Source organism: Streptomyces sp. NPDC007808, from assembly GCF_042868655.1.
Lineage (GTDB): Bacteria > Actinomycetota > Actinomycetes > Streptomycetales > Streptomycetaceae > Streptomyces.
Window position 1 is genome coordinate 292,226 of the sequence record NZ_JBIAEQ010000007.1, and the last position, 22,090, is coordinate 314,315.

Annotated in this window: 21 protein-coding genes; 12 read left to right on the forward strand and 9 right to left on the reverse strand. The window is 72.0% G+C overall.

Going from position 1 to position 22,090, the window contains the following annotated elements; translation table 11 throughout:
- The first annotated feature begins 127 nt into the window (after positions 1–127).
- Positions 128–643, forward strand: a complete 516-nt coding sequence (locus ACFYNL_RS26855; RefSeq protein ID WP_388807555.1) for a hypothetical protein — start codon at positions 128–130, stop codon at positions 641–643.
- A gap of 18 nt (positions 644–661) precedes the next feature.
- On the opposite strand, the gene ACFYNL_RS26860 is transcribed toward ACFYNL_RS26855, so the two are convergent.
- Genes ACFYNL_RS26860 through ACFYNL_RS26870 form a run of 3 tightly spaced genes read right to left on the reverse strand, consistent with a single transcriptional unit; the run spans position 662 to position 3,000 of the window.
- Positions 662–1,432, reverse strand: a complete 771-nt coding sequence (locus tag ACFYNL_RS26860) for an enoyl-CoA hydratase/isomerase family protein (protein WP_388807556.1) — start codon at positions 1,430–1,432, stop codon at positions 662–664.
- Complete coding sequence (locus ACFYNL_RS26865; protein WP_388807557.1) at positions 1,429–1,845, reverse strand: Zn-ribbon domain-containing OB-fold protein; 417 nt, start codon at positions 1,843–1,845, stop codon at positions 1,429–1,431. Before ACFYNL_RS26865 ends, ACFYNL_RS26860 begins: the two co-directional genes overlap by 4 nt.
- 6 nt (positions 1,846–1,851) lie before the next feature.
- A complete protein-coding gene (locus ACFYNL_RS26870) occupies positions 1,852–3,000 on the reverse strand; it encodes a lipid-transfer protein (RefSeq protein ID WP_388807558.1) in 1,149 nt (382 codons plus the stop codon).
- A 95-nt stretch (positions 3,001–3,095) separates the two neighbouring features.
- On the opposite strand from ACFYNL_RS26870, the gene ACFYNL_RS26875 reads away from it, so the two are divergent.
- On the forward strand, positions 3,096–4,661 hold the full coding sequence (locus ACFYNL_RS26875; protein WP_388807559.1) for a FadD3 family acyl-CoA ligase: 1,566 nt from the start codon (positions 3,096–3,098) through the stop codon (positions 4,659–4,661).
- A 63-nt stretch (positions 4,662–4,724) separates the two neighbouring features.
- Here ACFYNL_RS26875 and ACFYNL_RS26880 read toward each other — a convergent pair whose 3' ends face one another.
- A complete protein-coding gene (locus tag ACFYNL_RS26880) occupies positions 4,725–4,895 on the reverse strand; it encodes a hypothetical protein (RefSeq protein ID WP_388807560.1) in 171 nt (56 codons plus the stop codon).
- A gap of 194 nt (positions 4,896–5,089) precedes the next feature.
- Entirely contained in the window at positions 5,090–8,086 is a 2,997-nt protein-coding gene (locus ACFYNL_RS26885) for a BTAD domain-containing putative transcriptional regulator (RefSeq protein WP_388807561.1), read from the reverse strand.
- Between the two features lie 184 nt (positions 8,087–8,270).
- Here ACFYNL_RS26885 and ACFYNL_RS26890 point away from each other — a divergent pair, with 184 nt between their 5' ends.
- The 6 genes from ACFYNL_RS26890 (at position 8,271) to ACFYNL_RS26915 (ending at position 15,789) form a co-directional block, all read left to right on the forward strand.
- Positions 8,271–9,506, forward strand: a complete 1,236-nt coding sequence (locus ACFYNL_RS26890) for an amidohydrolase family protein (protein WP_388807562.1) — start codon at positions 8,271–8,273, stop codon at positions 9,504–9,506.
- Complete coding sequence (locus ACFYNL_RS26895) at positions 9,503–10,423, forward strand: LLM class F420-dependent oxidoreductase (RefSeq protein WP_388807563.1); 921 nt, start codon at positions 9,503–9,505, stop codon at positions 10,421–10,423. The genes ACFYNL_RS26890 and ACFYNL_RS26895 overlap by 4 nt, the downstream gene beginning before the upstream one ends.
- A gap of 138 nt (positions 10,424–10,561) precedes the next feature.
- Positions 10,562–11,332, forward strand: coding sequence for an SDR family NAD(P)-dependent oxidoreductase (locus ACFYNL_RS26900; RefSeq protein ID WP_388807564.1), 771 nt, complete (start codon positions 10,562–10,564; stop codon positions 11,330–11,332).
- 95 nt (positions 11,333–11,427) lie between these two features.
- The gene (locus ACFYNL_RS26905) at positions 11,428–12,546 is read left to right on the forward strand and encodes an LLM class flavin-dependent oxidoreductase (RefSeq protein WP_388807565.1); all 1,119 of its coding nucleotides are present in this window, start codon (positions 11,428–11,430) and stop codon (positions 12,544–12,546) included.
- A gap of 55 nt (positions 12,547–12,601) precedes the next feature.
- Positions 12,602–14,332, forward strand: coding sequence for an amidohydrolase family protein (locus ACFYNL_RS26910; RefSeq protein WP_388807566.1), 1,731 nt, complete (start codon positions 12,602–12,604; stop codon positions 14,330–14,332).
- A complete protein-coding gene (locus ACFYNL_RS26915) occupies positions 14,329–15,789 on the forward strand; it encodes an aldehyde dehydrogenase family protein (RefSeq protein ID WP_388807567.1) in 1,461 nt (486 codons plus the stop codon). Before ACFYNL_RS26910 ends, ACFYNL_RS26915 begins: the two co-directional genes overlap by 4 nt.
- Positions 15,790–15,894: 105 nt before the next feature.
- On the opposite strand, the gene ACFYNL_RS26920 is transcribed toward ACFYNL_RS26915, so the two are convergent.
- The gene (locus ACFYNL_RS26920) at positions 15,895–16,311 is read right to left on the reverse strand and encodes a nitroreductase/quinone reductase family protein (RefSeq protein WP_388807568.1); all 417 of its coding nucleotides are present in this window, start codon (positions 16,309–16,311) and stop codon (positions 15,895–15,897) included.
- 101 nt (positions 16,312–16,412) lie between these two features.
- Between ACFYNL_RS26920 and ACFYNL_RS26925 the strand changes: the two genes are divergently transcribed.
- Both ACFYNL_RS26925 and ACFYNL_RS26930 read left to right on the forward strand, forming a co-directional pair.
- Complete coding sequence (locus tag ACFYNL_RS26925) at positions 16,413–17,240, forward strand: endonuclease/exonuclease/phosphatase family protein (protein ID WP_388807967.1); 828 nt, start codon at positions 16,413–16,415, stop codon at positions 17,238–17,240.
- 482 nt (positions 17,241–17,722) lie between these two features.
- Complete coding sequence (locus ACFYNL_RS26930) at positions 17,723–18,295, forward strand: hypothetical protein (RefSeq protein ID WP_388807569.1); 573 nt, start codon at positions 17,723–17,725, stop codon at positions 18,293–18,295.
- Positions 18,296–18,400: 105 nt separating this feature from the next.
- Here ACFYNL_RS26930 and ACFYNL_RS26935 read toward each other — a convergent pair whose 3' ends face one another.
- From ACFYNL_RS26935 to ACFYNL_RS26945, 3 genes are all read right to left on the reverse strand, one after another.
- Complete coding sequence (locus ACFYNL_RS26935; protein ID WP_019753973.1) at positions 18,401–18,706, reverse strand: transcriptional regulator; 306 nt, start codon at positions 18,704–18,706, stop codon at positions 18,401–18,403.
- Position 18,707: 1 nt separating this feature from the next.
- Positions 18,708–19,121, reverse strand: coding sequence for a hypothetical protein (locus ACFYNL_RS26940; RefSeq protein ID WP_388807571.1), 414 nt, complete (start codon positions 19,119–19,121; stop codon positions 18,708–18,710).
- Between the two features lie 139 nt (positions 19,122–19,260).
- A complete protein-coding gene (locus tag ACFYNL_RS26945; RefSeq protein WP_388807573.1) occupies positions 19,261–20,778 on the reverse strand; it encodes a CehA/McbA family metallohydrolase in 1,518 nt (505 codons plus the stop codon).
- Positions 20,779–20,988: 210 nt separating this feature from the next.
- On the opposite strand from ACFYNL_RS26945, the gene ACFYNL_RS26950 reads away from it, so the two are divergent.
- Together ACFYNL_RS26950 and ACFYNL_RS26955 are read left to right on the forward strand one after the other, a co-directional pair.
- Positions 20,989–21,840, forward strand: coding sequence for an LLM class F420-dependent oxidoreductase (locus ACFYNL_RS26950; protein ID WP_388807575.1), 852 nt, complete (start codon positions 20,989–20,991; stop codon positions 21,838–21,840).
- Positions 21,819–22,088 (forward strand): hypothetical protein, encoded by a 270-nt coding sequence (locus ACFYNL_RS26955; RefSeq protein ID WP_388807576.1) that lies wholly within the window; start codon positions 21,819–21,821, stop codon positions 22,086–22,088. The genes ACFYNL_RS26950 and ACFYNL_RS26955 overlap by 22 nt, the downstream gene beginning before the upstream one ends.
- Positions 22,089–22,090 lie beyond the last annotated feature (2 nt).

Below are 22,090 nucleotides of genomic sequence, written 5' to 3' on the forward strand. Positions count from 1 at the left end.
ATCTTCACCGCTCCTGCACGAGACGCTACGCCGGGTAAGCGCTGTCCGCCACGCGGCCGCTGCTAGCGTGACGTGCTCACGCTCAGAACGCCAACGGGGTGGCACGACAAATCGGGGGTTGTACCAAGTGAAGCTTCGCCATGTCCGCGCTGTGGCCGTGTTCGTCGGTGTGGTGGTCGCCCTGACGGGGGCGCGGCACTCCAGCGGCGGCGGCTGCGACAGCAGCTCCAACTCAAGCAGCTCGTCAAGCAGTTCGGGCGGCACGTCGGGGGGCAGCACCTACGGCGATGACGACGACTACGGCTCCTCCGGCGGCACGGGCGGCGGCACCGAGAGCGCGTCCGCCGAGCCCACCGCCGACGTGCGGCTGGAGAGCTGCACGTACGACGCGAGCCGGGGCATCGTCGCCCGCGTCAAGGCCACCAACAGCAGCACGATCACCACGTACACCTACGCGTTCGGCGTCACGTTCAAGGACCCCGACGGCGCGGTCGTGCGCACCAGCTCGTCCACCATGCCGTTCGTGGGCCCGAACTCCTCCGACACCCTGGACGTGGCCGCCGTCTACGTCCCGCCGGCCGGCGAGAGCACGACCGGTGTCGTCACCTGTGTACTGGACGACGTCACGCGCACCGCTCACTAGGTGATCAGCGCGTAAGGCTCAGCGCAGCCGGTGCTCGCGGCGCCGTGCCCGGAACAGCTCGCCCTGCCGCTCGGCCGGCAGGTTGCCCAGCGAGATCAGGTGCGGCGCCTGCGCGAACGCCTGGGCGAGGGCGGCCTCCCTGGCCGCCCACAGCGCCCGCACGGTGCCCTGCACCGCCGCGGCCGGATACCCGGCGATGACGGTCGCGCAGTCCATGGCGGCCGCCAACGCCGCGCCCGGCGCGGTCACTTCGGAGACGAGTCCGATCTCGTGGGCCCGTCGCGCCGACAGCCGCTCCGCGCTGCCCATCAGCGCCATGCGCGCGGCCTCCCCGTAGGGCATGCGCAGCGCCATGAGCATCGACTCGTAGGCGCTGACCATGCCGTAGGTGGTGTGCGGGTCGAAGAAGGTGGCGTCGGGTTCGGCGATGACGAAGTCCGCCTCCCCGAGCAGGTAGAAGGCGCCCCCGCAGGCCATGCCCCGGACGGCGGCGACCACCGGTTTCCACAGGTCGTTGGCCTTGGGCCCGACCCGCAGCAGCGGATCGTCCGTCATGTACGGCGAAGGGGGCTGCGGTACGACGGCGTCCCGGTCCAGCCCGGTGCAGAACGCCCGCTCCCCCGCTCCGGTGAGTACGACGGCCCGTACGGTGTCGTCGAACCGCAACGCCCGCCAGGCGGCCACGAGTTCGTCCCGCAGCGCGAGGTCCAGTGCGTTGAGCCGCTCCGGCCGGTCAAGGGTGACGACGGCGACCGCGGTGGCCGCGTCGATGCCGACGTCCAGGCTCACGGGCGCTCCAGGGCCCACCGGACCAGCCCGGTGGTGTCGAAGACGGCCTGGACCTTGGCGCCGATCCGGATCCGGTCCGGCGCCAGGGAGTCGAGGGGCGCGTCCGGGCCGGTGACGAGGTTGCCGACCAGCCGGATGCGGGGCGCGTCGGTGAGTTCGACGACGACCACGTTGTACGGCGCCCGCTCGGCGTAGCCGGGCAGCAGGGGAGGGTGCGGGACGACGTACGACCAGACGCGGCCCTGCCCGGACGTGCGGCGCCATGCGCTCGCGAAGGACTGGCAGTGCGGGCAGCAGGGGCGGGGCGGGAAGCGGGGTTCGCCGCAGTCGGCGCAGGTCTGGACACGCAGCTCGCCCTGGGCGGCGTACTGCCAGAAGGGGGCGCCGTCGGGATCGGTGACGGGGGAGAGCACCGTGGATCAACTCCTCAGGAGCAGCGCGGAGGTGGGGACGCCCTCACCGGCGGTGACGAGGCAGGTGGTGGCCCCGGGGACCTGGGCGGTACTGGTGCCGCGGAGCTGTTTGACGCCCTCGGTGACGAGGTTGAACCCGTGGACGTACGCCTCGCTGAGCCCGCCGCCCCCGGTGTTGAGGGGCAGCAGCCCGCCGATCTCCAGTGCGCCCCCTTCCGTGAACGCCCCGCCCTCCCCTCTCCCGCAGAAGCCGTAGCCCTCCAGGGACAGCGGTATCAGGGCCGTGAACGCGTCGTAGATCTGGGCGACGTCCACATCCTGGGGAGTGAGGTCGGCGTGCTTCCACAGGTGCCGGGCGGCGGTCCAGGCGGGGCCGGTGAGGGGGTCGTCGTTCCAGTAGTTGACCATGCCGTGGTGCTGGGCGGGCAGGCCCTGGGCGGCGGAGTGGACGTACACGGGGGTGTGCGGGCAGTCGCGGGCCCGCTCGCGGCTGACGACCACGCAGGCCAGCGCCCCGTCGGTCTCCAGGCAGTTGTCGAAGAGGCACAGCGGTTCGCTGATCCACCGGGAGGTCATGTACATCTCGCGGGTCAGCGGCCGCTCGTGCATCACGGCGGCCGGGTTCTGGTTGGCCCGGTTCCGGCAGGCGAGCGCGACGTTGAAGAGGTGGTCCCGGGTCGCCCCGTACTCGTGCATGTAGCGGCGGGCGAGCATGGCGATCTCGTCGACGGGCCGCAGGAGCCCGTACGGTCGCGTCCACTGGGCGGGGGTGGGCAGTTGGGTGGCGGTGTTCCGCCAGGGACGCGGCCCGCTGCCCCGTTTCCGCGACCGCCACGCCACCCCCACCGTCGCCTGGCCGGTGGCGATCGCGGCGGCCAGATGCGCGACCGTCGCGCACGAACCGCCGCCCCCGTAGCCGACCTTGCTGAAGAAGGTCAGGTCGCCGAAGCCGACGGCCTTCGCCAGCTCCACCTCGTCCGTCTCCTCCATGGTGTACGAGGCGAGCGCGTCGACCTCGCCGGGCGCGATCCCGGCGTCGTCGAGGGCGGCGAGGACGGCACGGCAGGCGAGGGTCCGCTCGTCCTGTGGGAGGTGCTTGGCGAACGGCGTCTGACCTATGCCGACGATGGCGGTCGCGTCCTTGAGTCCGGCCATGTGCACACCTCCGCGCCGCGGACAGGTTGCTGACAGGTCGTCAGGCTACCGTTAATCTGACGGGTAGTCAGCTACCGAGTTCGGGGAGGCCGATCGTGCAGTGGCAGAGCATCCCGGAGCTGGTCCGCGGGGCGGCCGAGCGGTACGCGGACACCGAGGCGGTGGTGGAGGGCCGGACCCGCGTCTCCTACGGCGAACTCGGCGCCCGCGTCGAACGGTCGGCGGCGGCCTGCCTGGCCAACGGCGTCGCGCCGGGCGACCGGGTCGCCATCTGGGCCCCCAACTCCCTGGACTGGATCGTGGCGGCGCTGGGCGCGGTGTCGGCGGGCGCGGTGCTCGTGCCGGTGAACACCCGGTTCAAGGGCACGGAGGCGGCGGACGTACTGCGCCGCAGCGGGGCCCGGCTGCTCTTCGTGACCGGCACCTTCCTGGGCACCTCGTACGTGGCGTCGCTGCGCAGGGCCGTCGCTCAGTGGCCGGGGCTGCCGCAGCTGCGGCAGGTGGTCGTGCTGTCGGACGACGCCCCCGCGGACTTCCGCACCTGGAAGGACTTCCTGGCGAGCGGGGACGGGGTGAGCGAGGCGGAGGTGCGGGCGCGCGCGGCGGCCGTGGCCGGCTCCTGGCCCTCGGACATCGTCTTCACGTCCGGGACGACGGGCCGCCCGAAGGGCGCGGTGATCACCCATGCGCAGACCCTGCGCGCCTACGAGGTGTGGAGCGAGCTGGCGGGACTGCGCCACGGCGACCGCTACCTCATCGTGAACCCCTTCTTCCACACCTTCGGTTACAAGGCGGGAGTGATCGCCTGCCTGATGCGGGGCGCGACGATGATCCCCCAGCCGGTGTTCGACATCGACACGGCACTGGCGAACATCGCGGCGGAACGGGTGTCGGTGCTGCCGGGCCCGCCCACCCTGCACCAGTCGCTGCTGGACCACCCGGCCCGCGCCGCGCACGACCTCTCGGCGCTGCGGCTGGTGGTCACCGGCGCGGCGGTGGTGCCCCTGCGGCTGGTGGACCGCCTGCGCGGGGAACTGGGCGTGCGCACGGTGCTGACGGCGTACGGCCTGTCGGAGGCCAGCGGCATCGTGACGATGTGCCGGCGCGGCGACGACCCGTCGGTGGTCGCGTCCACGTCGGGGCGCGCGATCCCGGGCACGGAGGTCCGTGTCGAGGCGCCGGTCGGCGAGCCCGGCGAGGTGCTGGTGCGGGGCTTCAACGTCATGCGGGGCTACTACGAGGACCCGGCGGCGACGGCGGAGGTGCTGACGGCGGACGGCTGGCTGCGCACGGGCGATGTGGGGGTCCTGGACGAGGCGGGCAATCTGCGGATCACCGACCGCATCAAGGACATGTTCATCGTCGGCGGCTTCAACGCCTACCCCGCTCAGATCGAGCAGGCCCTCGGCCTGCATCCCGCGGTGGCGGACGTCGCGGTGATCGGCGTACCCGACGCGCGGCTGGGCGAGGTGGGCAAGGCGTTCGTGGTGCGCCGGCCGGGCGCGGTGCTGACCGCGGACGACCTGATGGCGTGGGCGCGGCGGGAGATGGCCAACTACAAGGTGCCGCGGGTGGTGGAGTTCGTGGCGGAGCTGCCGCGCAACGCGAGCGGGAAGGTGCTCAAGGGGGAGCTGCGGGGACGAGGCGCCGCGCCCGCATGACACCCCTCGGCCGCGGCGGCTCCCCTCCGTGCCGCCGCGGCCGATCCCCGTGGGGTGTGGTCCTCAGGCCTCGTCGCTCGTGATGTGGGTGTCGCCGAGCGGCTTGACCGTGCCCGCGTCGGCGTCGGTGATGTGGGTGTCCCCGAGCGGCTTGACCGTGCCCGCGTCGGCGTCGGTGATGTGCGTGTCGCCGAGCGGCTTGACGGTGCCGTCGGTCTTCTTCTCTTCGGCCATGCTGTTCAACTCCTGTGGCTGGGTGACGAGGCCCGCCCGGCGACTCCCCCGAGGACCGCCGGACGGGCTGGTCAGGGCCGTTCACCTTAACGGTGGGCCTCTTTGACGAACCGTCTGCCCCCCGACGCGACGGTTCGACGGCCTTCAGCATGCCGGGGGGCGATAAACGAACGATGAACGCGGGCCGTTGCCGGCTACGCGGCGGCCACGGGCAGGAGCAGGCCCCGCACCTCCGCGGCCTCCGGGGAGCCCAGACCCTCGTAGATGGACAGGGCCTCACGCCAGCAGGCCTGCGCACGGTCGAGCTGCCCGATGCCGTACAGGGCACGCCCGAGGACGGTGAGCACGTTCCCCCGCCGCCAGTCCCCGCCGATGCCGCGCAGTACCGCGAGTGACTGCTCCGCGAGCGTGGCGGCCTGGGCCGGCTTGCCCTCGGTGAGCAGTATCTCGGCGATCCGGAAGATCGTCATGCCCTCCCAGAGGCGCTGGCGACTGTCCCGGAAGACCTCAAGCGCTTCGTTCAGCTGGTCGACGGCCTGGGTGAGTTCCCTGGCCTGCGCGAGGGCCAGCCCCAGCGCGTAGCGGCCGTTGGCGCCGCGCAGGGTGTGGCCCAGACGGTCGTAGATGCCGACGCCCTGTCGTGCGAGCTCGATCGCGCTCGTGGTCTGCCCCATGGCCAGGTGCGCCCGGGAGAGGTTGCACAGCGCGCTGGCCTCACCCGCCAGGTTGCCGTCCGACCGGAAGCTGGTGATGGCCTCCTGCAGGTAACCGGCCCCTTCGGCGTGCCGGCCGCCGTAGACCGCGATCACGCCGCGGTGGTTCGGCACCCAGCTGTTGAGTGCCGGATCGCTGACCTCCCGTGCCAGCGTCGCCGCCCGGCCGACTTCCTCGTCGGCCTGGGCGAAGCGGCCCGCCGCCAGATGGGCGTCGGTCAGCGTCGTGCGGGCCCGGCCTTCCGCCTGCGCGTCGCCCGCAGCCTGAGCGGCGTCGCGCGCGGCCGTCGCCGCCGCCTCGTAGTCACGGGAGTTGGCGCCGGACTCGGCCAGGTCCTTCGCCGCCCAGAGAAGGTCGACGGCCCTGCGCAGCTCGCCGGTGCGCACGGCCTGACTCGCGCAGGCCAGCAGGCAGTTCGCCTCGGAGTACAGCCAGTCCTGCGCCTCATGGCGATCGTCGAAGCGCAGGCCCGGGAACTCCCCGTGCTCCAGGTGGTCCACCAGCCGGTCGCCGGGCCGCTCGATCGCGTACACCTGCGCGGTCGTGGCCAGGTAGAAGTCCAGCAGCCGCGACAGCGCCGCGTCGCTCCCCCACTGCCCGAAAGGCGTGGGAGGTGCCCCCTCGCTCGGCGGCTGCTCGTCCCGTTCCGCGCAGGCACGCGCGTAGAGCCGGACCAGATCGTGGTACCGGTACCGACCGGGCGCCGCCGACTCCAGCAGCGACGTGTCCACGAGGGACTCCAGCAGGTCCTCGGTCGTCTCCACCGGGAGGTCCAGCACCGCCGCCGCGGCGGCGAGCGAGATGTCCGGGCCGTCGGCCAGCCCCAGCAGCCGGAAGGCGCGGGCCTGGGCGGGCTCCAGGGCGCCGTAGCCGAGCTCGAAGGTCGCCTTCACCGCGAGGTCTCCGGCCTGCAGCTCGTCCAGGCGGCGGCGTTCGTCCGCGAGCTTGGCGGCGAGCACCGACACCGTCCACGTGCGCCGCGACGCCAGGCGGGACGCGGCGATACGGATCGCCAGCGGCAGGAAGCCGCATGCCGCGACCACGTCCAGGGCCGCGTCGCGCTCCGAGGCGACCCGCTCCTCGCCCACGATCTTCGTGAACAGGGACAGCGCCTCGTCCGGGGACATCACGTCCAGGTCGACCAGATGGGCACCCGCCAGGTCCACCATGCGCACCCGGGACGTCACCAGCGCCGCGCAGCCCTCCATGCCCGGCAGCAGGGGCCGCACCTGGGCGGCGTCCTTGGCGTTGTCCAGGAGCACGAGCACCCGACGGCCGTCCAGCACCGACCGGTACAGCGCCGCCCGCTCCTCCAGCGAGTCCGGGATCGCCGAGTCGGCCGTGCCCAGCGCCCGCAGGAAGGAACCCAGCACCGTCTCCGGATCCGCCGCCCGCGGGCCGGCGCCCTGGAGGTCGACGTAGAGCTGGCCGTCGGGGAAGGCAGTGCGGGCCTGGTGCGCCACGTGTACCGCCAGCGTCGTCTTGCCCACGCCGCCGATGCCGGCCAGGGCGGACACGGCCATCACCCGGCCGTCCGCGGAGGCGAGGACCTCGCCCAGCTCGTCGACGAAGGCGGACCGCCCCGTGAAGTCGGGGACCGTGGCGGGCAGTTGCGCCGGGCGCACCGGGACCACCGCCGGTTCCGCCACCGGTGCCGACGGCTCCGCCAGTGCCGGGTCCGCCTGCAGGATGCGCTGTTGCAGTTCCTTCAGGCCCGGACGGGGGTCCACGCCCAGCTCGTCCGCCAGCAGCCGGCGCGTGTCCGCGTACACCGCCAGTGCCTCCGCCTGCCGCCCGCTGCGGTACAGGGCGAGCATCAGCAGCTCCCGCAGCCGCTCCCGCAGGGGATGCGCCGCCGTCAGCGCCGTCAGCTCCGAGACCGCCTCCGCGTGGCAGCCCTGCTCCAGGTCCATGTCGAGGCGGGACTCCAGCAGCTGGAGCCGCCACTCCTCCAGGCGGACCCGCTGCGCCTCCGCGTAGGGGCCGGGGACCGAGGCGAGCACCTCGCCGTCCCACAGGGCCAGCGCCCGGCCCAGGACCTCCCGCGCGTGACACAGGTCCCCGGCGCCGCGCGCCTTCTCCGCCTCCGCCGCCAGGTCCTGTGCCCGCGCGAGGTCCAGCGCGCCCTCGGTCAGGCCCCGCACCGCGTAGCCGCCGGACTCGCTCACCAGGACGCCGGGGTCCAGCACCTTGCGCAGCCGGGAGGCGTACGTCCGCACTGCGGCCAGCGCCTGCGACGGCGGTTCCTCGCCCCACAGGGCGTCGATCAGCTCCGCCGCGGTGGCCGTACGGCCCTCGCGCAGCAGCAGGGCCGCGAGCAGGGCGCGTTGCTGCGGGGAACCGGTGGGCAGCTGCTCCTCGCCGCGCCACGCGCGCACCGGGCCGAGCACGGCGAAGCGCAGCGCCGCCACCGGCTGTGCCGCTTCCGCCGAGGCGTCGGGACGCCTCTGCTCCGGCACTCGCGGTACCCCGTCCATCGCAGTCCCCCTAGGACCCGTTTACATCTCCGCCAGTTTGCCTTGTTCCGGCAGTCGCGTCAGCTGTGGAGAGGCTGATGACGCACTGGCGCGCGGGATATCACAGGGCCCTCACGTGCCCTTCGCAAGGCGGCCCCCTCCCGCGTAGCTGACGGTCCGTCAGATCGGCGCTACCGTGAACGCCATGGACGACACCGAGACGACGTTTCCGCTGATCATCTCCGTCGACGACCACACCGTGGAGCCGCCCACCGTGTGGCAGGACCGGCTGCCGAAGAAGTACCTCGACACCGGCCCCCGCACGGTCCGTGCCCCGCTGCGGGAGATGACCTTCCTCGGCGGCCGGTTCAAGCCCGTCATGGGCCGCCAGGGCGAGGACGGCCCGATCGGCGACTGGTGGGTCTACGAGGACCTGCACCGGCCCCTGACCCGCCTCGACACGGCCGTCGGCTACGGCAGGGACGAGATCAAGCTCGAGGTCATCACCTACGAGCAGATGCGCCCCGGTTCCTACGACGTGCCCGCCCGCCTCGCCGACATGGACGTCAACCACGTCCAGTCCGCGCTGTGCTTCCCGACCTTCCCCCGCTTCTGCGGCCAGACCTTCACCGAGGCCGCGGACCACGAGCTGGGCATGCTGTGCATCCGGGCCTACAACGACTGGATGGTGGAGGAGTGGTGCGGCCCCGAGGCGCACGGGCGTCTCATACCGCTCACCCTCATCCCGCTCTGGGACGCCGAACTGGCGGCGGCGGAGGTCCGGCGCAACGCGGCGCGCGGTGTGCGTGCCGTCGCCTTCTCGGAGATACCCCCGCATCTCGGCCTGCCCTCCGTCCACACCGACGCCTGGGACCCCTTCCTCGCCGCCTGCGACGAGACCGGCACGGTCGTCGCCATGCACATCGGCTCCTCCAGCCGGATGCCCTCCACCTCCGCCGACGCCCCGCCCGCGGTCGGCTCCACGATCACTTTCGCCAACTGCTGCTTCTCGATGGTCGACTGGCTGATGAGCGGCAAGTTCGAGCGCTTCCCGAACCTCAAGGTCATGTACGCCGAGGGGCAGATCGGCTGGATCCCCTACATCCTGGAGCGCGCCGACGTGGTGTGGGAGGAGAACCGCGGCTGGGGCGGGGTCGCCGACAAGGTGCACCGGCCGCCGTCCGAGCTGTTCGCCGACCACGTCTACGGCTGCTTCTTCGACGACGCCTTCGGGCTGCGCAACCTGGACGCGATCGGGCTGAACAACGTCCTGTACGAGACCGACTACCCGCACTCCGACTCCACCTGGCCGGAGTCCCGCCAGGTCGGTGAGGCGCAGATGGGACACCTGGAGCCCGAGGTCGTCGAGCGGATCGTGCGGCGCAACGCGATCGAGCTGCTGGGGCTGACCGACGACGGGCTCTGGGAGGGTTCGCGATGAGCCTGTCGTACGGGATCCAGCTCCCCGTCCAGTCCCAGAGCACGATGTACGCCGAGCCCTGGGAGGCCGCGGCCGGTCCCGCCGACCTGGTCGCCGTCGCCCGTGCCGCCGACCGCGCGGGCTTCGCCTACCTCGCGTGCTGCGACCACGTCGCCGTCCCGCGCCGCCTGGCGCCCGCGATGAGCACGGTCTGGTACGACCCCGTCGCCACCCTCGCCCATCTCGCGGCGGTCACCGAGCGCGTCCGGCTGCTCAGCCACGTCGCCGTCGTGGGGCTGCGGCATCCGCTGCTCAGCGCCAAGCAGTACGCCACCCTCGACCACCTGTCGGGCGGCCGGCTGATCCTCGGCGTCGGGGCCGGCCATGTGCGTGAGGAGTTCGAGGCGCTGGGGGTCGACTTCGAGCGGCGCGGACTCGTCCTCGACGAGACGATCGACGCCCTGCGGGCCGCCCTCGGGCCCGAGGAGTTCCCCGAACACCACGGCAAGCTCTTTGACTTCGAGGGCCTCGGGCAGCTGCCACGGCCCGCCCAGGAACGCGTCCCGGTGTGGGTCGGCGGCTCCTCACCGACCGCCGTGCGCAGGGCCGCGCTCAAGGGGGACGGCTGGCTGCCGCAGGGGGACCCGCGGGACCGGCTGCCGGCGCAGATCGCGCGGATCCGGCAGCTGCGCGAACAGGCCGGCGAAGACACGCGCTTCGTCGTCGGAGCCATCGCCGAGCCGCTGTACGTCGGCAGCCCCGGCTGGGACGTCGGACGCCGGACGCTCACCGGCGGCGGCGAGGAGCTCGCCGAGTCGCTGCGGGCCTACCGCGCCATGGGTGTGCACCAGCTCCAGGTGCGCTTCCGGTGCCGTGGCCGCTCCGAACTCACCGACCAGATCGAGGCGTTCGGGGCGGAGGTGGCACCGCTGCTGTAGCCGGGCCGACGCCGTGCGCTCGTCGCACCCCTGACAGGGTCGGACATCCGGCAACGCCCCCGACTTGTATCTGACGCTGTGTCAGATATGGCGCTACGATGCGGGCTCCACCGTGTCCACCGCGTGAAGGGGGCCGAAATGGGCAAGCTCGACGGGCGTGTCGTCATCGTCACCGGGGCGGCGCGCGGGCAGGGGGAGCAGGAGGCGCGCCTCTTCGTCGCGGAGGGTGCGAAGGTCGTGGTGGCGGACGTCCTCGACGAACAGGGAGCGGAGCTGGCCGAGGAGATAGGCGCGCTCTACGTCCACCTGGACGTGGGCCGTGAGGCCGACTGGAAGGCCGCGGTGACCGCCGCGCGTGCGGCGTACGGCCATGTCGACGGTCTCGTCAACAACGCCGGCATCCTGCGCTTCAACTCGCTCGTCGACACGCCCCTGGAAGAGTTCATGCAGGTCGTGCGGGTCAACCAGGTCGGATGCTTCCTCGGGGTCAAAACGGTGGCGCCCGAGATGGCCGACGGCGGCACGATCGTGAACACCGCCTCGTACACGGGGGTGACGGGCATGGCGGCCGTGGGCGCGTACGCGGCCACCAAGCACGCCGTCCTCGGTCTCACTCGCGTCGCCGCCCTGGAGCTGGCGCCCCGTGGGATCCGGGTCAACGCCGTGTGTCCCGGCGCCATCGACACCGCGATGTCCAACCCCGCCCACCTGGACCCGGCGGCGGACGCCGAGGAGACGTCCAGGGCCCTGGACGGCCTGTACCGCAAGCTCGTGCCGCTCGGTCGGATCGGGCGGCCGCAGGAGGTGGCACGCCTCGCGCTGTTCCTGACCTCGGAGGACTCCTCGTACATCACCGGGCAGCCGTTCGTCATCGACGGCGGCTGGCTGGCCGGAGTGTCCGTCATCTGACTGACCGTCAGCTATTGACGGTGCCCGCGGGCGGTGCGACAGTCGGGCGGCAGAGCATCTGACGGTTCGTCAGGAACTAGGGATGGTGACCCGCCGTGGAATTCGGGCTCTTTGTACAGGGGTACGTGGGCAAGCGCGCCGAGACCGACCCACTCGCCGAGCACAAGGCGCTGATGGAGGAGACCGAGTACGTCATCCAGGCGGACAAGTCCGGCTTCAAGTACGCGTGGGCGTCGGAGCACCACTTCCTGGAGGAGTACTCGCACCTGTCCGCGAACGACGTGTTCCTCGGCTACCTGGCGCACGCGACGGAGCGGATCCACCTGGGATCCGGGATCTTCAACCCGCTCGCCCAGGTCAACCACCCGGTCAAGGTGGCCGAGAAGGTCGCCATGCTCGACCATCTCTCGCAGAACCGCTTCGAGTTCGGCTCCGGCCGCGGCGCCGGCTCCCACGAGATCCTCGGGTTCCTGCCGGGCATCACCGACATGAACCACACCAAGGAGATCTGGGAGGAGACCGTCGCCGAGTTCCCGAAGATGTGGCTCCAGGACGAGTACGCCGGCTTCCAGGGCAAGCACTGGTCCCTGCCGCCGCGCAAGGTGCTGCCCAAGCCGTACGGGAAGTCGCATCCGGCGATGTGGTACGCGGCCGGGTCGCCCCCGTCGTACGCGATGGCGGCGCGGAAGGGCCTGGGGGTGCTCGGGTTCAGTGTGCAGAAGGTCTCGGACATGGAGTGGGTGCTGGAGCAGTACAAGACGGCCGTCGTGAACGCCGAACCCATCGGGGACTTCGTCAACGACAACGTGATGGTGACGACGACGGCGATCTGCGCGCCGACGCACGCCGAGGCGATCGAGATCGCGGTCAACGGCGGGCTGCACTATCTGCCGTCGCTGGTGTTCCGGTACCACGACACGTTCCCCCGCCCCGAGGGCTTCCCGGTGTGGCCCGAGACGCTGCCGGAGTACACCGCGGAGTTCGTGGAGCTGCTGATCGAGGAGGAGCTGCTGATCTGCGGTGACCCGGACGAGGTGCTCACGCAGTGCAAGCGGTGGGAGCAGGCGGGCGCCGACCAGTTGAGCTTCGGGTTGCCGGTGGGCGTGCCGAAGGAGGAGACGCTGCAGACGATCCGGCTGATCGGGGAGCACGTGATTCCGAAGATCGACACGGATCCGGTGCACCGGACGTCGCGGTTCCGGCAGGGCGCCTGATCATCCCGCGCCCCTGGGCGGGCAGCTCGCCCCGGCATTCAAGGAGGCAAGGCCCATGCTCGATCACGTCATCAAGGGGGCGTCCGTCGTCGATGGGACCGGTGCGCCCGCGTACACCGCCGACGTGGGTATACGCGACGGTCGTATCACCGTCGTCGGGGCCGTCACCGAACAGGCCCGCACCACCGAGGACGCCTCCGGGCTCGTCCTCGCGCCCGGCTTCGTCGACCCCCACACCCACTACGACGCCCAGCTCTTCTGGGACCCGTACGCCACGCCCTCCCTCAACCACGGCGTCACGACCGTCGCCGCCGGGAACTGCGGGTTCACGCTCGCGCCGCTGAACCCCGACCGGCCCGGGGACGCCGACTACACCCGGCGCATGATGTCGAGGGTCGAGGGCATGTCGCTGGTGGCGCTGGAGGAGGGGGCGCCCTGGAGCTGGCAGTCCTTCGGGGACTACCTGGATGCCCTGGAGGGGCGGATCGCCGTCAACGCCGGGTTCATGGTGGGCCACTGCGCGCTGCGGCGGTACGTGATGGGGCCGCGGGCCATCGGCGGACAGCCCACCGACGAAGAGCTCGCCGCCATGCTTCGGCTCTTCCACGAGGCCATGGAAGCCGGTGCCTGGGGGTTCTCCACCACCCAGTCCTCCAGCCACTCCGACGGCGACGGGCAGCCGGTGGCCTCCCGGCACGCTCGACCGGCGGAGCTGCTGGCGCTCGCGCGGGCCGTCGCCGAACACGAGGGCACGCAGATCGAGGCGATCGTCGCGGGATGTCTCGATCAGTTCAGCGACGCCGAGATCGATCTGCTGGCGGACCTGAGCGCGGCGGCCGGGCGGCCGCTGAACTGGAACGTGCTGACCATCGACGCGGCCGTCCCCGAGCGAGTGCCGCGGCAACTGCTCGCGAGTGAGCGGGCGCGCAAGGCGGGAGGCCGGGTCGTGGCCCTCACCATGCCGATCCTCACGCCGATGAACATGTCGCTGGGCACCTTCTGCGCCCTCAACCTGATCCCGGGCTGGGGCCCGATCCTGGCCCTGCCCGTGCCGGAGCGCATCGCCAGGCTCCGCGACCCCGACGTGCGGGCCGAGATGCTGCGGCGGGCGGGGTCGAAGGAGGCGGGCGTCTTCCGACGGCTGACGCACTTCGGGCGGTACGTCATCGGGGACACCTACAGCGAGGCCAACCGCGGGCTGAGCGGACGAATCGTGCGGGACATCGCCGAGGAGCGCGGCCAGGAGCCCTTCCAGTGCCTGGTCGAGATCTGCGCCGCGGACGACCTGCGTACGGTCCTGTGGCCGATGCCCACCGACAACGACCCCGCGTCCTGGGCGCTGCGCGCCGAGACCTGGAGCCACGAGGACGTGCTGCTCGGCGGCTCGGACGCGGGGGCGCATCTGGACCGGATGTGCGGGGCCCCGTACACCACCCGGTTCCTCGGGGACTGTCTGCGCGGGCGGCGGCTGGCGAGCCTGGAGCAGGCCGTGAAGATGCTGACGGACGATCCCGCCCGGCTCTTCGGGCTCAGGGAGCGCGGCCGGATCCAGGAGGGCTTCCATGCCGATCTGGTGCTCTTCGACCCGGAGCGGATCGACGCCGGCACCGCCACCCTGGTGCACGACCTGCCGGGTGACAGCCCGCGGCTGGACTCCAGGGCGATCGGGGTACGGGCCGTGTGGGTCAACGGGGTCGAGGCGATCCGGGACGACGTGGTGACCGGGGCCGTGCCGGGGCGGGTGCTGCGCTCGGGGCGCGACACCAGGACGGTGGCCACGAGGTGAGTGCCGAGGGCGTCGAACGGCAGCGGTTGTTCGTCGGCGGTTCGTGGGTGGAGCCGGACGGCGGCTGGTACCCCGTGATCGATCCGGCGACCGAGGACACCGTCGGATGGGCTCCGGAGGCCTCTCCGGATCAGGTGCACGCGGCCTGCGCCGCGGCCCGCGAGGCCCTCGGGCCGTGGTCGCGCACGGCGCCGGAGGAGCGGGCGGCCGTACTGGGGAGGGCGGCGGACATCATCCGCGGCCACCTCGTGCCGTACGCCGAACTCGCGCAGGCCGAGACCGGCGCGACCACGTCGACGGCCCGGGGCATGCAGGTCGGTGTCGGCGCGGCCAGGTTCAGGCGGTACGCGCGCGTGGAGCCCGCGGAGTGGGCGATCCCGCCGCAGATCAACGAGGCCGGTCCGATGGGGAAGGCGGGTGTGCTGGGCGCGCTGGCCGTCCGCCGGCCCGTCGGGGTGGTCACCTGCATCACCTCGTACAACAACCCGTGGGCCAACCCCGCGGGCAAGATCGCGCCCGCGCTCGCCATGGGCAACACCGTCGTGGTGAAGCCGGCCCCGCAGGACCCCCTGTCCGTCTACCGGATGGCCGAGGCGCTGGAGGCGGCCGGGGCGCCGGCGGGGGTGGTGAACGTCGTCTCCGGGCGCTCGGTGGAGGTCGGCGAGGCGGCCGTGGCCGGGGACGTGGACATGGTGAGTTTCACCGGCTCCACGGCGGTCGGGCAGCGTATCGCCGAGGTGTGCGGGCGGGACATGAAACGGCAGTTGATGGAACTCGGGGGGAAGGGCGCGGCGGTCGTCTTCGACGACGCGGACATCGGCTCGGCGGTCGCCGGGATCGGTACGACCTTCTCCTTCTACAGCGGGCAGATCTGCACGGCGCCGACGCGGGTGCTGGCCCAGCGGGGCGTGTACGAGCGGCTGGTCGAGCAACTGGCCCTTTACGCAGGCCGGTTGCCGGTCGGCGACCCGCGCGACCCGGCCACCATCGTCGGCCCGGTGATCTCGGCCGAGCACCGGGACCGGGTGGAGGCGTACGTGGAGACGGGCCGGAAGGACGGCGCGGTCGTGGTGACGGGCGGTGAACGGCCGCCGCTCGACCGGGGTTTCTACGTGGCCCCCACCCTCCTCGCGGACTGCACGCCCGACATGCGGGTGGCCCGCGAGGAGATCTTCGGGCCGGTCGTCTGCGTGATCCCCTTCGACGACGAGGACGAGGGCATCGCCCTCGCCGACGACACGGACTACGGCCTCATCGACTACGTCTGGTCCGGCGACGTCGCCCGCGCCTTCCGCGTGGCCCGGCTGCTGCGGGCCGGCGGTGTCGGCATCAACACCGTCGGCCGCAACATGGAGGCGCCGTTCGGCGGCTTCAAGAAGAGCGGTGTCGGCCGGGACGTCGGCTCGTACGCCCTGCACGCGTACAGCGAACTGCAGTCGATCGTCTGGCCGGGGTGAGACCTCGGACGGCACGGGGGACGCGGCACGGGCGGGCATCCGGTGCGGTGCCCGCCGCGGTGCGCTGGCCCGTGACGATCGAGGCCCCGTCCGCCGGGCGGGTCCTCAGCCCCTGTCCAGGCCCAGGTCCCGGTCCAGGTCCACCCGCACGGTCAGCAGCCCCGTCCCGATCAGCCGTACCGCCGCACTGTTGAGGCGGGGCAGGTCGCGCAGCCGGGCGACCGGGTCGTCGTCCGGCAGCAGGTGGGCGGTGCCCGCGTACCAACGCCCCCCGAGCCGTACCCGCACCCGCGGATCCGCCTCGATGTTGCGCACGTAAGCCGACCTGCGCCCGAACTCCGAGACCAGCCAGAAGGAGTCGGCGATGCGGCGTCCGCCCACCGGTGTCCGCCGGGGGAGCCCGGAGACGCGCCCCGTGGTCTCCAGGACCGTCTGGAACGGCAGCCGGCGCATCACCGGGTTGACCAGGCGCCGCTGGATCGTGGTGGCGGCACGGAATCGGAGGTCGGCCGAGCGGGACATTGTGTGAGGGTCTCCTGTTTCCTGTCGGGTGGCACGGCGTGAAGGTCGAACTGTTGCTTCAATGGTTCCCGACGCGGCAGGACGAGAGCGGGTGGCTGCGGATGCGGGTCGTGACCTGGAACCTCTGGTGGCGCTTCGGGCCCTGGGAGGCCCGGCAGAAGGCGATTCTCGCCGCGCTGCGCGAACTGCGACCCGACGTCGTCGGCCTTCAGGAGGTGTGGGCCGCCGACGGAGAGAACCAGGCGGAGTGGCTGGCCGGAGAACTCGGCATGCACTGGGCCTGGGCCCCCTCGCCCGCTCCCGAACGGTGGCGCCGCCGGATCGGCGACCCCGCGGTCGACATCGGGAACGCCGTACTGAGCCGCTGGCCGGTGGTGACCCAGCGGACGCTGCGCCTGCCGGCCCCCTCCGACGTCGACGACGGCCGCCTCGCCCTCCACACCCGCCTGGCCACCCCCGCCTACGACATCCCCTTCGTCACCACCCACCTCACCTCCGCCCTGCACGGCTCGGCCGTCCGCTGCCGCCAGGTCGCCGCGCTCGCCGAGTTCATCGCCGAGAACCGGATCGACACGCCGTTCCCGACGGTCGTCACCGGGGACTTCAACGCCTGGCCGGACTCCGACGAGATCCGTCTCTTCGGCGGCTACCGGACCGCCCCCATCGTGCCCGGCCAGGTCTTCTTCGACGCCTGGCAGTACGCCGACCCCGCCGAGCCCTCGGCCACGTGGGACCGCGACAACCCGTATGTCGCCTCCGGCCGGGAGCCGAGTGCGCGGGTCGACTACATCCATGTGGAGCCGCCCGGGGCGGGCGGGCTGGGCCATGTGCGCGCCGTACGGCGCGCGGGCGACGGCCCGGTCGACGGCGTCTGGCCGTCGGATCACGCGGCAGTGGTCGCCGACCTGGCGGACGAGCCGGCATCCTGACGCCGCCGCGCCCGCACCCCGGGCACCCCGAGGGCAGGCGAGGACGGCTTTCACGCCCGCACGGCCTCCAGCCGGAGGGACGGAACGCGGCGGAGCGAGACGTGGACGGCTGAACCCACCGACCGGACGGGAACGCGGCCCGTCCGTCGACGTCGGCTGGCGGCCGCGGGTCCGAACGCCGCCCATGCTCGGTGGCGGCGGCGCGGTATCGAGCCCCACCCCCGCAGGTGCGTCGGCCCACTGCCCTGCGACCGGCCCACGTGCGGGCTTCGTTGACGCCCCCTGGTCTCGTGGGCGCGCGGTGTGAACCTCAAATCGCCCTCAACTCCCCATGTACAGCTTTGGGATGACATCTCCGGCATGATTAAGTGATCTTCATTCGGCGCCGGGGGGAACCTCCGGCACGAACGACCAACGTGCCGCGCGACCGGGTGAATTGATGGGGCAACGGCCCCTCTTCTTCTCTGACCAAGGAGCAAGTTGTGAAGACCTTCCGCCGCCGTGCGGCCCTCGTCTCCCTTGTGTGCGCGGCCTCCGTGACCTTCAGTGGCGTCAGTACGGCCTACGCTGCCGCCCCGCAGGCCCCGGCTGTCACCTCGGTGTCCGCGGAGGAGGTCTCCGAGCAGCAGATCACCGAGCTGGCGGAGTACCTGGAGGCCATCTACAGCGGTGAACTGACCGCCGCCGACGGCACGTTCGACCGGGCCGCCGCCGAGGCGAAGTTCGGTGAGGAATTCGCGGACACGGTGGAAGCGCAGATCGCCGAGCATCGTGCGAGCGCCGCCAAGTCCAAGGCGTCGTCCGCCCCGCGTGCCGCCAAGGGCAAGGACAGCTACGGCAAGTGCCTGCTGAAGGCCGTGGGCCTCGGCGGCCTGGGCGGTGCCACCTCCGCCATCATGAACAAGCTGTCGGAGAAGAAGTGGTCCGATGCCGCCCGGCTGATCACCAAGGAGGCGGCCAAGCGCGGCATAAAGATCGCCGTGAAGGGCGGGGTCGTGGGGCTCGCCGCCACCCTCGCAGCCAGCGGCATCTGGTGTGCCACGCCCTGGGCCTGACGGGTCTGCGGGTCTGCTGAACCTCATGCAGGGCAGCAGGGCTGAACGGACGGGGTGGGCTGTTGCGGCTCGCCCCGTCTCCCCGCGCGGCCCTGACATCGCCCGCTAGTCCAGATCCGCCTGTACGACCTTGCGCAGTTCTTCCAGGTACTCCTGGAACTGCTCCCGTCCGGAAGGCGAGAGGCGGACTCGCGTCACGGCGTGTCGCCGTTCTCGGAACTTCGCGATCTCGACCAGGTTCTCCTTCTCCAGGATGCCCAGTTGCCGGGAGAGCTCGGGGGCGGAGAGTTCCAGAGCGTTCTGCAACTCGGCGAAGTTGACCTGCTGGACGTGTCTGAGGACCCCCAGGATGGCGAGACGTGTGGGGGAATGCATCACCGTCGTCAGGCGGGTGCGCGGCTGCGGGGGCATGTCAGCGCCTCCACCGCAGGGCGAGGTAGCAGGCGAGAACGACGGTGGGCACCGCGGCCGCGACGAGTGCGCCCGGGAGTGCGACCGGGTTGTTCCACAGCAGCCCGAGCGCGGGGATCGCCAGGGAGGCGGGGCCGATGAAGGAGACCCGCTCCTCCGCTTTGGTGTGCGGCCGCCGACCGGGGGCCCGGAGGTGGTACCAGCGCCAGCGCAGTACGAGAGCCAGTGCGAGGACCAGGACCACGCAACCCAGCGCCACGGGAATCTCGATCGCGGCTGCCGTGGCGAGCACGGCGAAGAGCACCGATGCGGACAGCACACCCAGAGCGCGCTCCCTGCTGGACGCGGCATGTGTGAGGACGGGTGCGCCCTCTACGGCACGCAGTTGCTCCGCGGAGTTCACGTTCTCCCCCATGTTCGGCCTTTCACGGTCGTCGCTGGCTGCACAACAGCTTATGTACATGGTTTCCAAATGTGCAACTAGCTGCCGACAGTCGAACTGGCCACCCGTACAGGCCAAGTACGTCAGTACGTCACCGACGCCACACGCGGCCTCACCGATGCCCCAGGAAGATCGGGTTCGTGAACGCCGCCAACGCCCCCGGCAGCGGCCCCGCCGCCGTCTCGTGGCGCAGCTCCGCCCGTACGTAGGCCGCGTACGACGGTGTCGTACGCCACTCCACGACCCCCGCCCCCGACACCGGCAGCGGTGCGCTCGTGAACAGCACGCCCTGGTCGGTGACGAAGCGGACCGTGCAGCGGGGCGCGCCGGACGCCTCCAGCCGGACCGTGACCGGGGTGTCCCGGTCGACCTCCAACCGGCCGCCGATGCCCGCGTGCTGACCGCGCCCGCCCGACACCGTGAACGCCAGGGACACGTTCTTCGACTCGGCCACGTACGACCGCCCCGCCCGGATGCCCTCCTGGATCGCCTCGCGGGTGAGGTCGTCGGCGAGGACGACCGTCTGCGGGCTGCCGACCGGGTCGGGGTCGCGGTGGGCGTCGCTGTTGCCCATCGCCGGGATCCAGGAGCGGGTGGCCGAGCGCACGGACGCGACCAGCATGCTGTCCCAGTCGGCCAGGGCCATCTCGTCGTCGGGGGTGTAGGGGCCGTTCCAGACCTCGACGGCGTCGGCCTCGCCGAAGCCGAACTTCCAGTTGCAGCCGACACAGGTGGCGTGCGGGTGGGCCGGAACCACGAGGCCGCCCGCCGCCCGGATCTGCCGGGCGAAACGGCCGAAGCGGTTGTCCCGGGCCCGGTAGCGCCAGTCGACGAAGGTCCCGGGGTCGGTGCCGAGCGCCACCACGTGCCCGTTCCTCGTCGTGACCTCCTCGCCCAGCATGATCAGCAGGTCGTCGCCCGCCACGTCCGCCCAGTGCGCGTGCGAGGAGTGCGTGTTGTGCTCGGAGGTGTTGATGAAGTCCAGACCCGCCGCCCGCGCCAGCGCCGCGATCTCGGCGGGCGTGCGGCGCCCGTCGGAGTACCAGGAGTGCAGGTGGCAGTCGCCCCGGTACCAGGCCCGGCCCCGGCCCTTCGCCCGATCCGGCGGGTACGCCGGCTCGACCGCCTCGCCGGGCTCGCCGTACGTCAACGTGATCGTGACCTCGTACGGCAGGCCCTGCGGCGCGACCGTGTAGGGGCCGAGCGCGATGTGCCAGGTGCCCTTGCGGACCGGGCCCGGGATGTACCCCGGCGTGGCGTCGTCCGCCCGGATGAAGAACTCCGTGCGCGCGCCGCCCGACCAGCCGCGGAAGCCCCGGCCGCCGAGGTCCGTGCCGCGCTGGTCGAACATGCCGATGTCCAGGGCGTTGCCCGGGGTCCCGGCCGGGACGGAGGGCTTGTCGTAGGTGTAGGAGACCTTGATCTCCCGTACACCGGCGGGTACTTCCACCGGCAGGTACACGAAGTCGGGGGACCCGGGGGGCAGAGTGCCCCGCACGGTGCGGGTCTGCGTGCCCCGGCCGTTGTCGGCGCCTGACGCGAAGGTCACGCTTCCCAACGTAAGCGCGGCGGCCGCGCCCGTCACGAACAACGCGCGTCTTCCCAGGCCCGCCCGGTCGTCCTCGCACATGCTGCTGCTCCCCAGGTCGTCGTGAGTGACATGGCGTGGGTGGTGCGGTGGCGATGCGTGCAACTCTCGTATTCAGCCGTGAACTGCCGTGCAAGGGAAGGCAATCGGCGGACAATCGGCAGGAGAGCGTAAGGCGCCCGGAGCCGGGAACCATCCTGTGCCGACCAGTCGGTATGGACATCGTGGCGTCCGCGCGGTACAGATGCAGGCATGCGTATCTCCGTCACGATCTTCCTCACCGACGAGACGATCACCCCGACCCGGCTCGCCCGTGAGCTGGAGCAGCGGGGATTCGCCGGTCTGTACCTGCCCGAGCACACCCACATCCCGGTCGAGCGGACCACCCCCTACCCGGCCGGCGGGGACCTGTCGCCCGAGTACGGCCGTACCCTCGACCCCTTCGTCGCGCTCGGCCAGGCCGCCGCCGTCACCGAACGCCTCGGCCTCGGCACCGGCATCACACTCGTCGCCCAGCACGACCCGATCGACCTGGCCAAGCAGATCGCGACCCTGGACCACCTGTCGGGCGGACGGTTCACGCTCGGCCTCGGCTTCGGCTGGAACGTCGAGGAAGCGGCCGACCACGGCGTCGACTGGGCCGCGCGCCGCGAACTCGTCCGGGACCGGATGGCCCTGATGCGTGCGCTGTGGGCGGACGAACCCACCGCGTACGACGGCGAGTTCGGTTCCGTACGGGCCAGCTTCGCCTACCCCAAGCCGGTGCAGAAACCGCGCGGGCCGAAGGTCAACGGTCCGCGCACCCTCATCGGCGGAGCCGCCGGTCCGAAGCTGTTCGCGCACATCAGCGAGTACGCCGACGGGTGGCTGCCGATCGGCGGGCGCGGACTGTCCGAAAGTCTTCCCCGGCTGCGGGAGGTCTGGGCGGACGCCGGACGCGACCCCGAGGCGCTCCAGGTGGTGCCGTACGCCGTGTATCCCAACCCCGGCAAGCTCGCCCACTACGCGGACCTCGGGATCGAGGAGGTCGTGGTGCAGTTGCCGCCGGCGGGGGAGGCGGAGGTGCTGACGGCACTGGACGCGTGCGCCGGGTATCTTCCCTGAGGGGACGACCGAACAGACGACCGAACAAGGGGGAGATCACGCTGCGCATCGTCTGGTTCGCCTGGCTGGCACGGCATTTCGAAGAGTACGGCTACAGCCGGGGGCTGGTGCGCGGCGCGATCGGCACCACCGCCGTGCTGGTGACCGCGGCGCTCGTCTGGTTCGCGCTGCACCGCAACCGGCCGGCCGCCGTGACCGCCGCCGGCCTCACCTGCGCCCTGGGCATCGGGTGGCTGGCCTTCCACTGACC

What these genes read in the sequence shown, in the direction of transcription:
- ACFYNL_RS26870 (WP_388807558.1), bottom strand. Translation starts at nt 3,000, where the DNA reads ATGGCCGGACTCAAGGACGCGACCGCCATCGTCGGCATAGGTCAGACG.
- ACFYNL_RS26880 (WP_388807560.1), bottom strand. Translation starts at nt 4,895, where the DNA reads ATGGCCGAAGAGAAGAAGACCGACGGCACCGTCAAGCCGCTCGGCGAC.
- ACFYNL_RS26885 (WP_388807561.1), bottom strand. Translation starts at nt 8,086, where the DNA reads ATGGACGGGGTACCGCGAGTGCCGGAGCAGAGGCGTCCCGACGCCTCG.
- ACFYNL_RS26890 (WP_388807562.1), top strand. Translation starts at nt 8,271, where the DNA reads ATGGACGACACCGAGACGACGTTTCCGCTGATCATCTCCGTCGACGAC.
- ACFYNL_RS26895 (WP_388807563.1), top strand. Translation starts at nt 9,503, where the DNA reads ATGAGCCTGTCGTACGGGATCCAGCTCCCCGTCCAGTCCCAGAGCACG.
- ACFYNL_RS26900 (WP_388807564.1), top strand. Translation starts at nt 10,562, where the DNA reads ATGGGCAAGCTCGACGGGCGTGTCGTCATCGTCACCGGGGCGGCGCGC.
- ACFYNL_RS26910 (WP_388807566.1), top strand. Translation starts at nt 12,602, where the DNA reads ATGCTCGATCACGTCATCAAGGGGGCGTCCGTCGTCGATGGGACCGGT.
- ACFYNL_RS26920 (WP_388807568.1), bottom strand. Translation starts at nt 16,311, where the DNA reads ATGTCCCGCTCGGCCGACCTCCGATTCCGTGCCGCCACCACGATCCAG.
- ACFYNL_RS26925 (WP_388807967.1), top strand. Translation starts at nt 16,413, where the DNA reads ATGCGGGTCGTGACCTGGAACCTCTGGTGGCGCTTCGGGCCCTGGGAG.
- ACFYNL_RS26935 (WP_019753973.1), bottom strand. Translation starts at nt 18,706, where the DNA reads ATGCCCCCGCAGCCGCGCACCCGCCTGACGACGGTGATGCATTCCCCC.
- ACFYNL_RS26940 (WP_388807571.1), bottom strand. Translation starts at nt 19,121, where the DNA reads ATGGGGGAGAACGTGAACTCCGCGGAGCAACTGCGTGCCGTAGAGGGC.
- ACFYNL_RS26945 (WP_388807573.1), bottom strand. Translation starts at nt 20,778, where the DNA reads ATGTGCGAGGACGACCGGGCGGGCCTGGGAAGACGCGCGTTGTTCGTG.
- ACFYNL_RS26950 (WP_388807575.1), top strand. Translation starts at nt 20,989, where the DNA reads ATGCGTATCTCCGTCACGATCTTCCTCACCGACGAGACGATCACCCCG.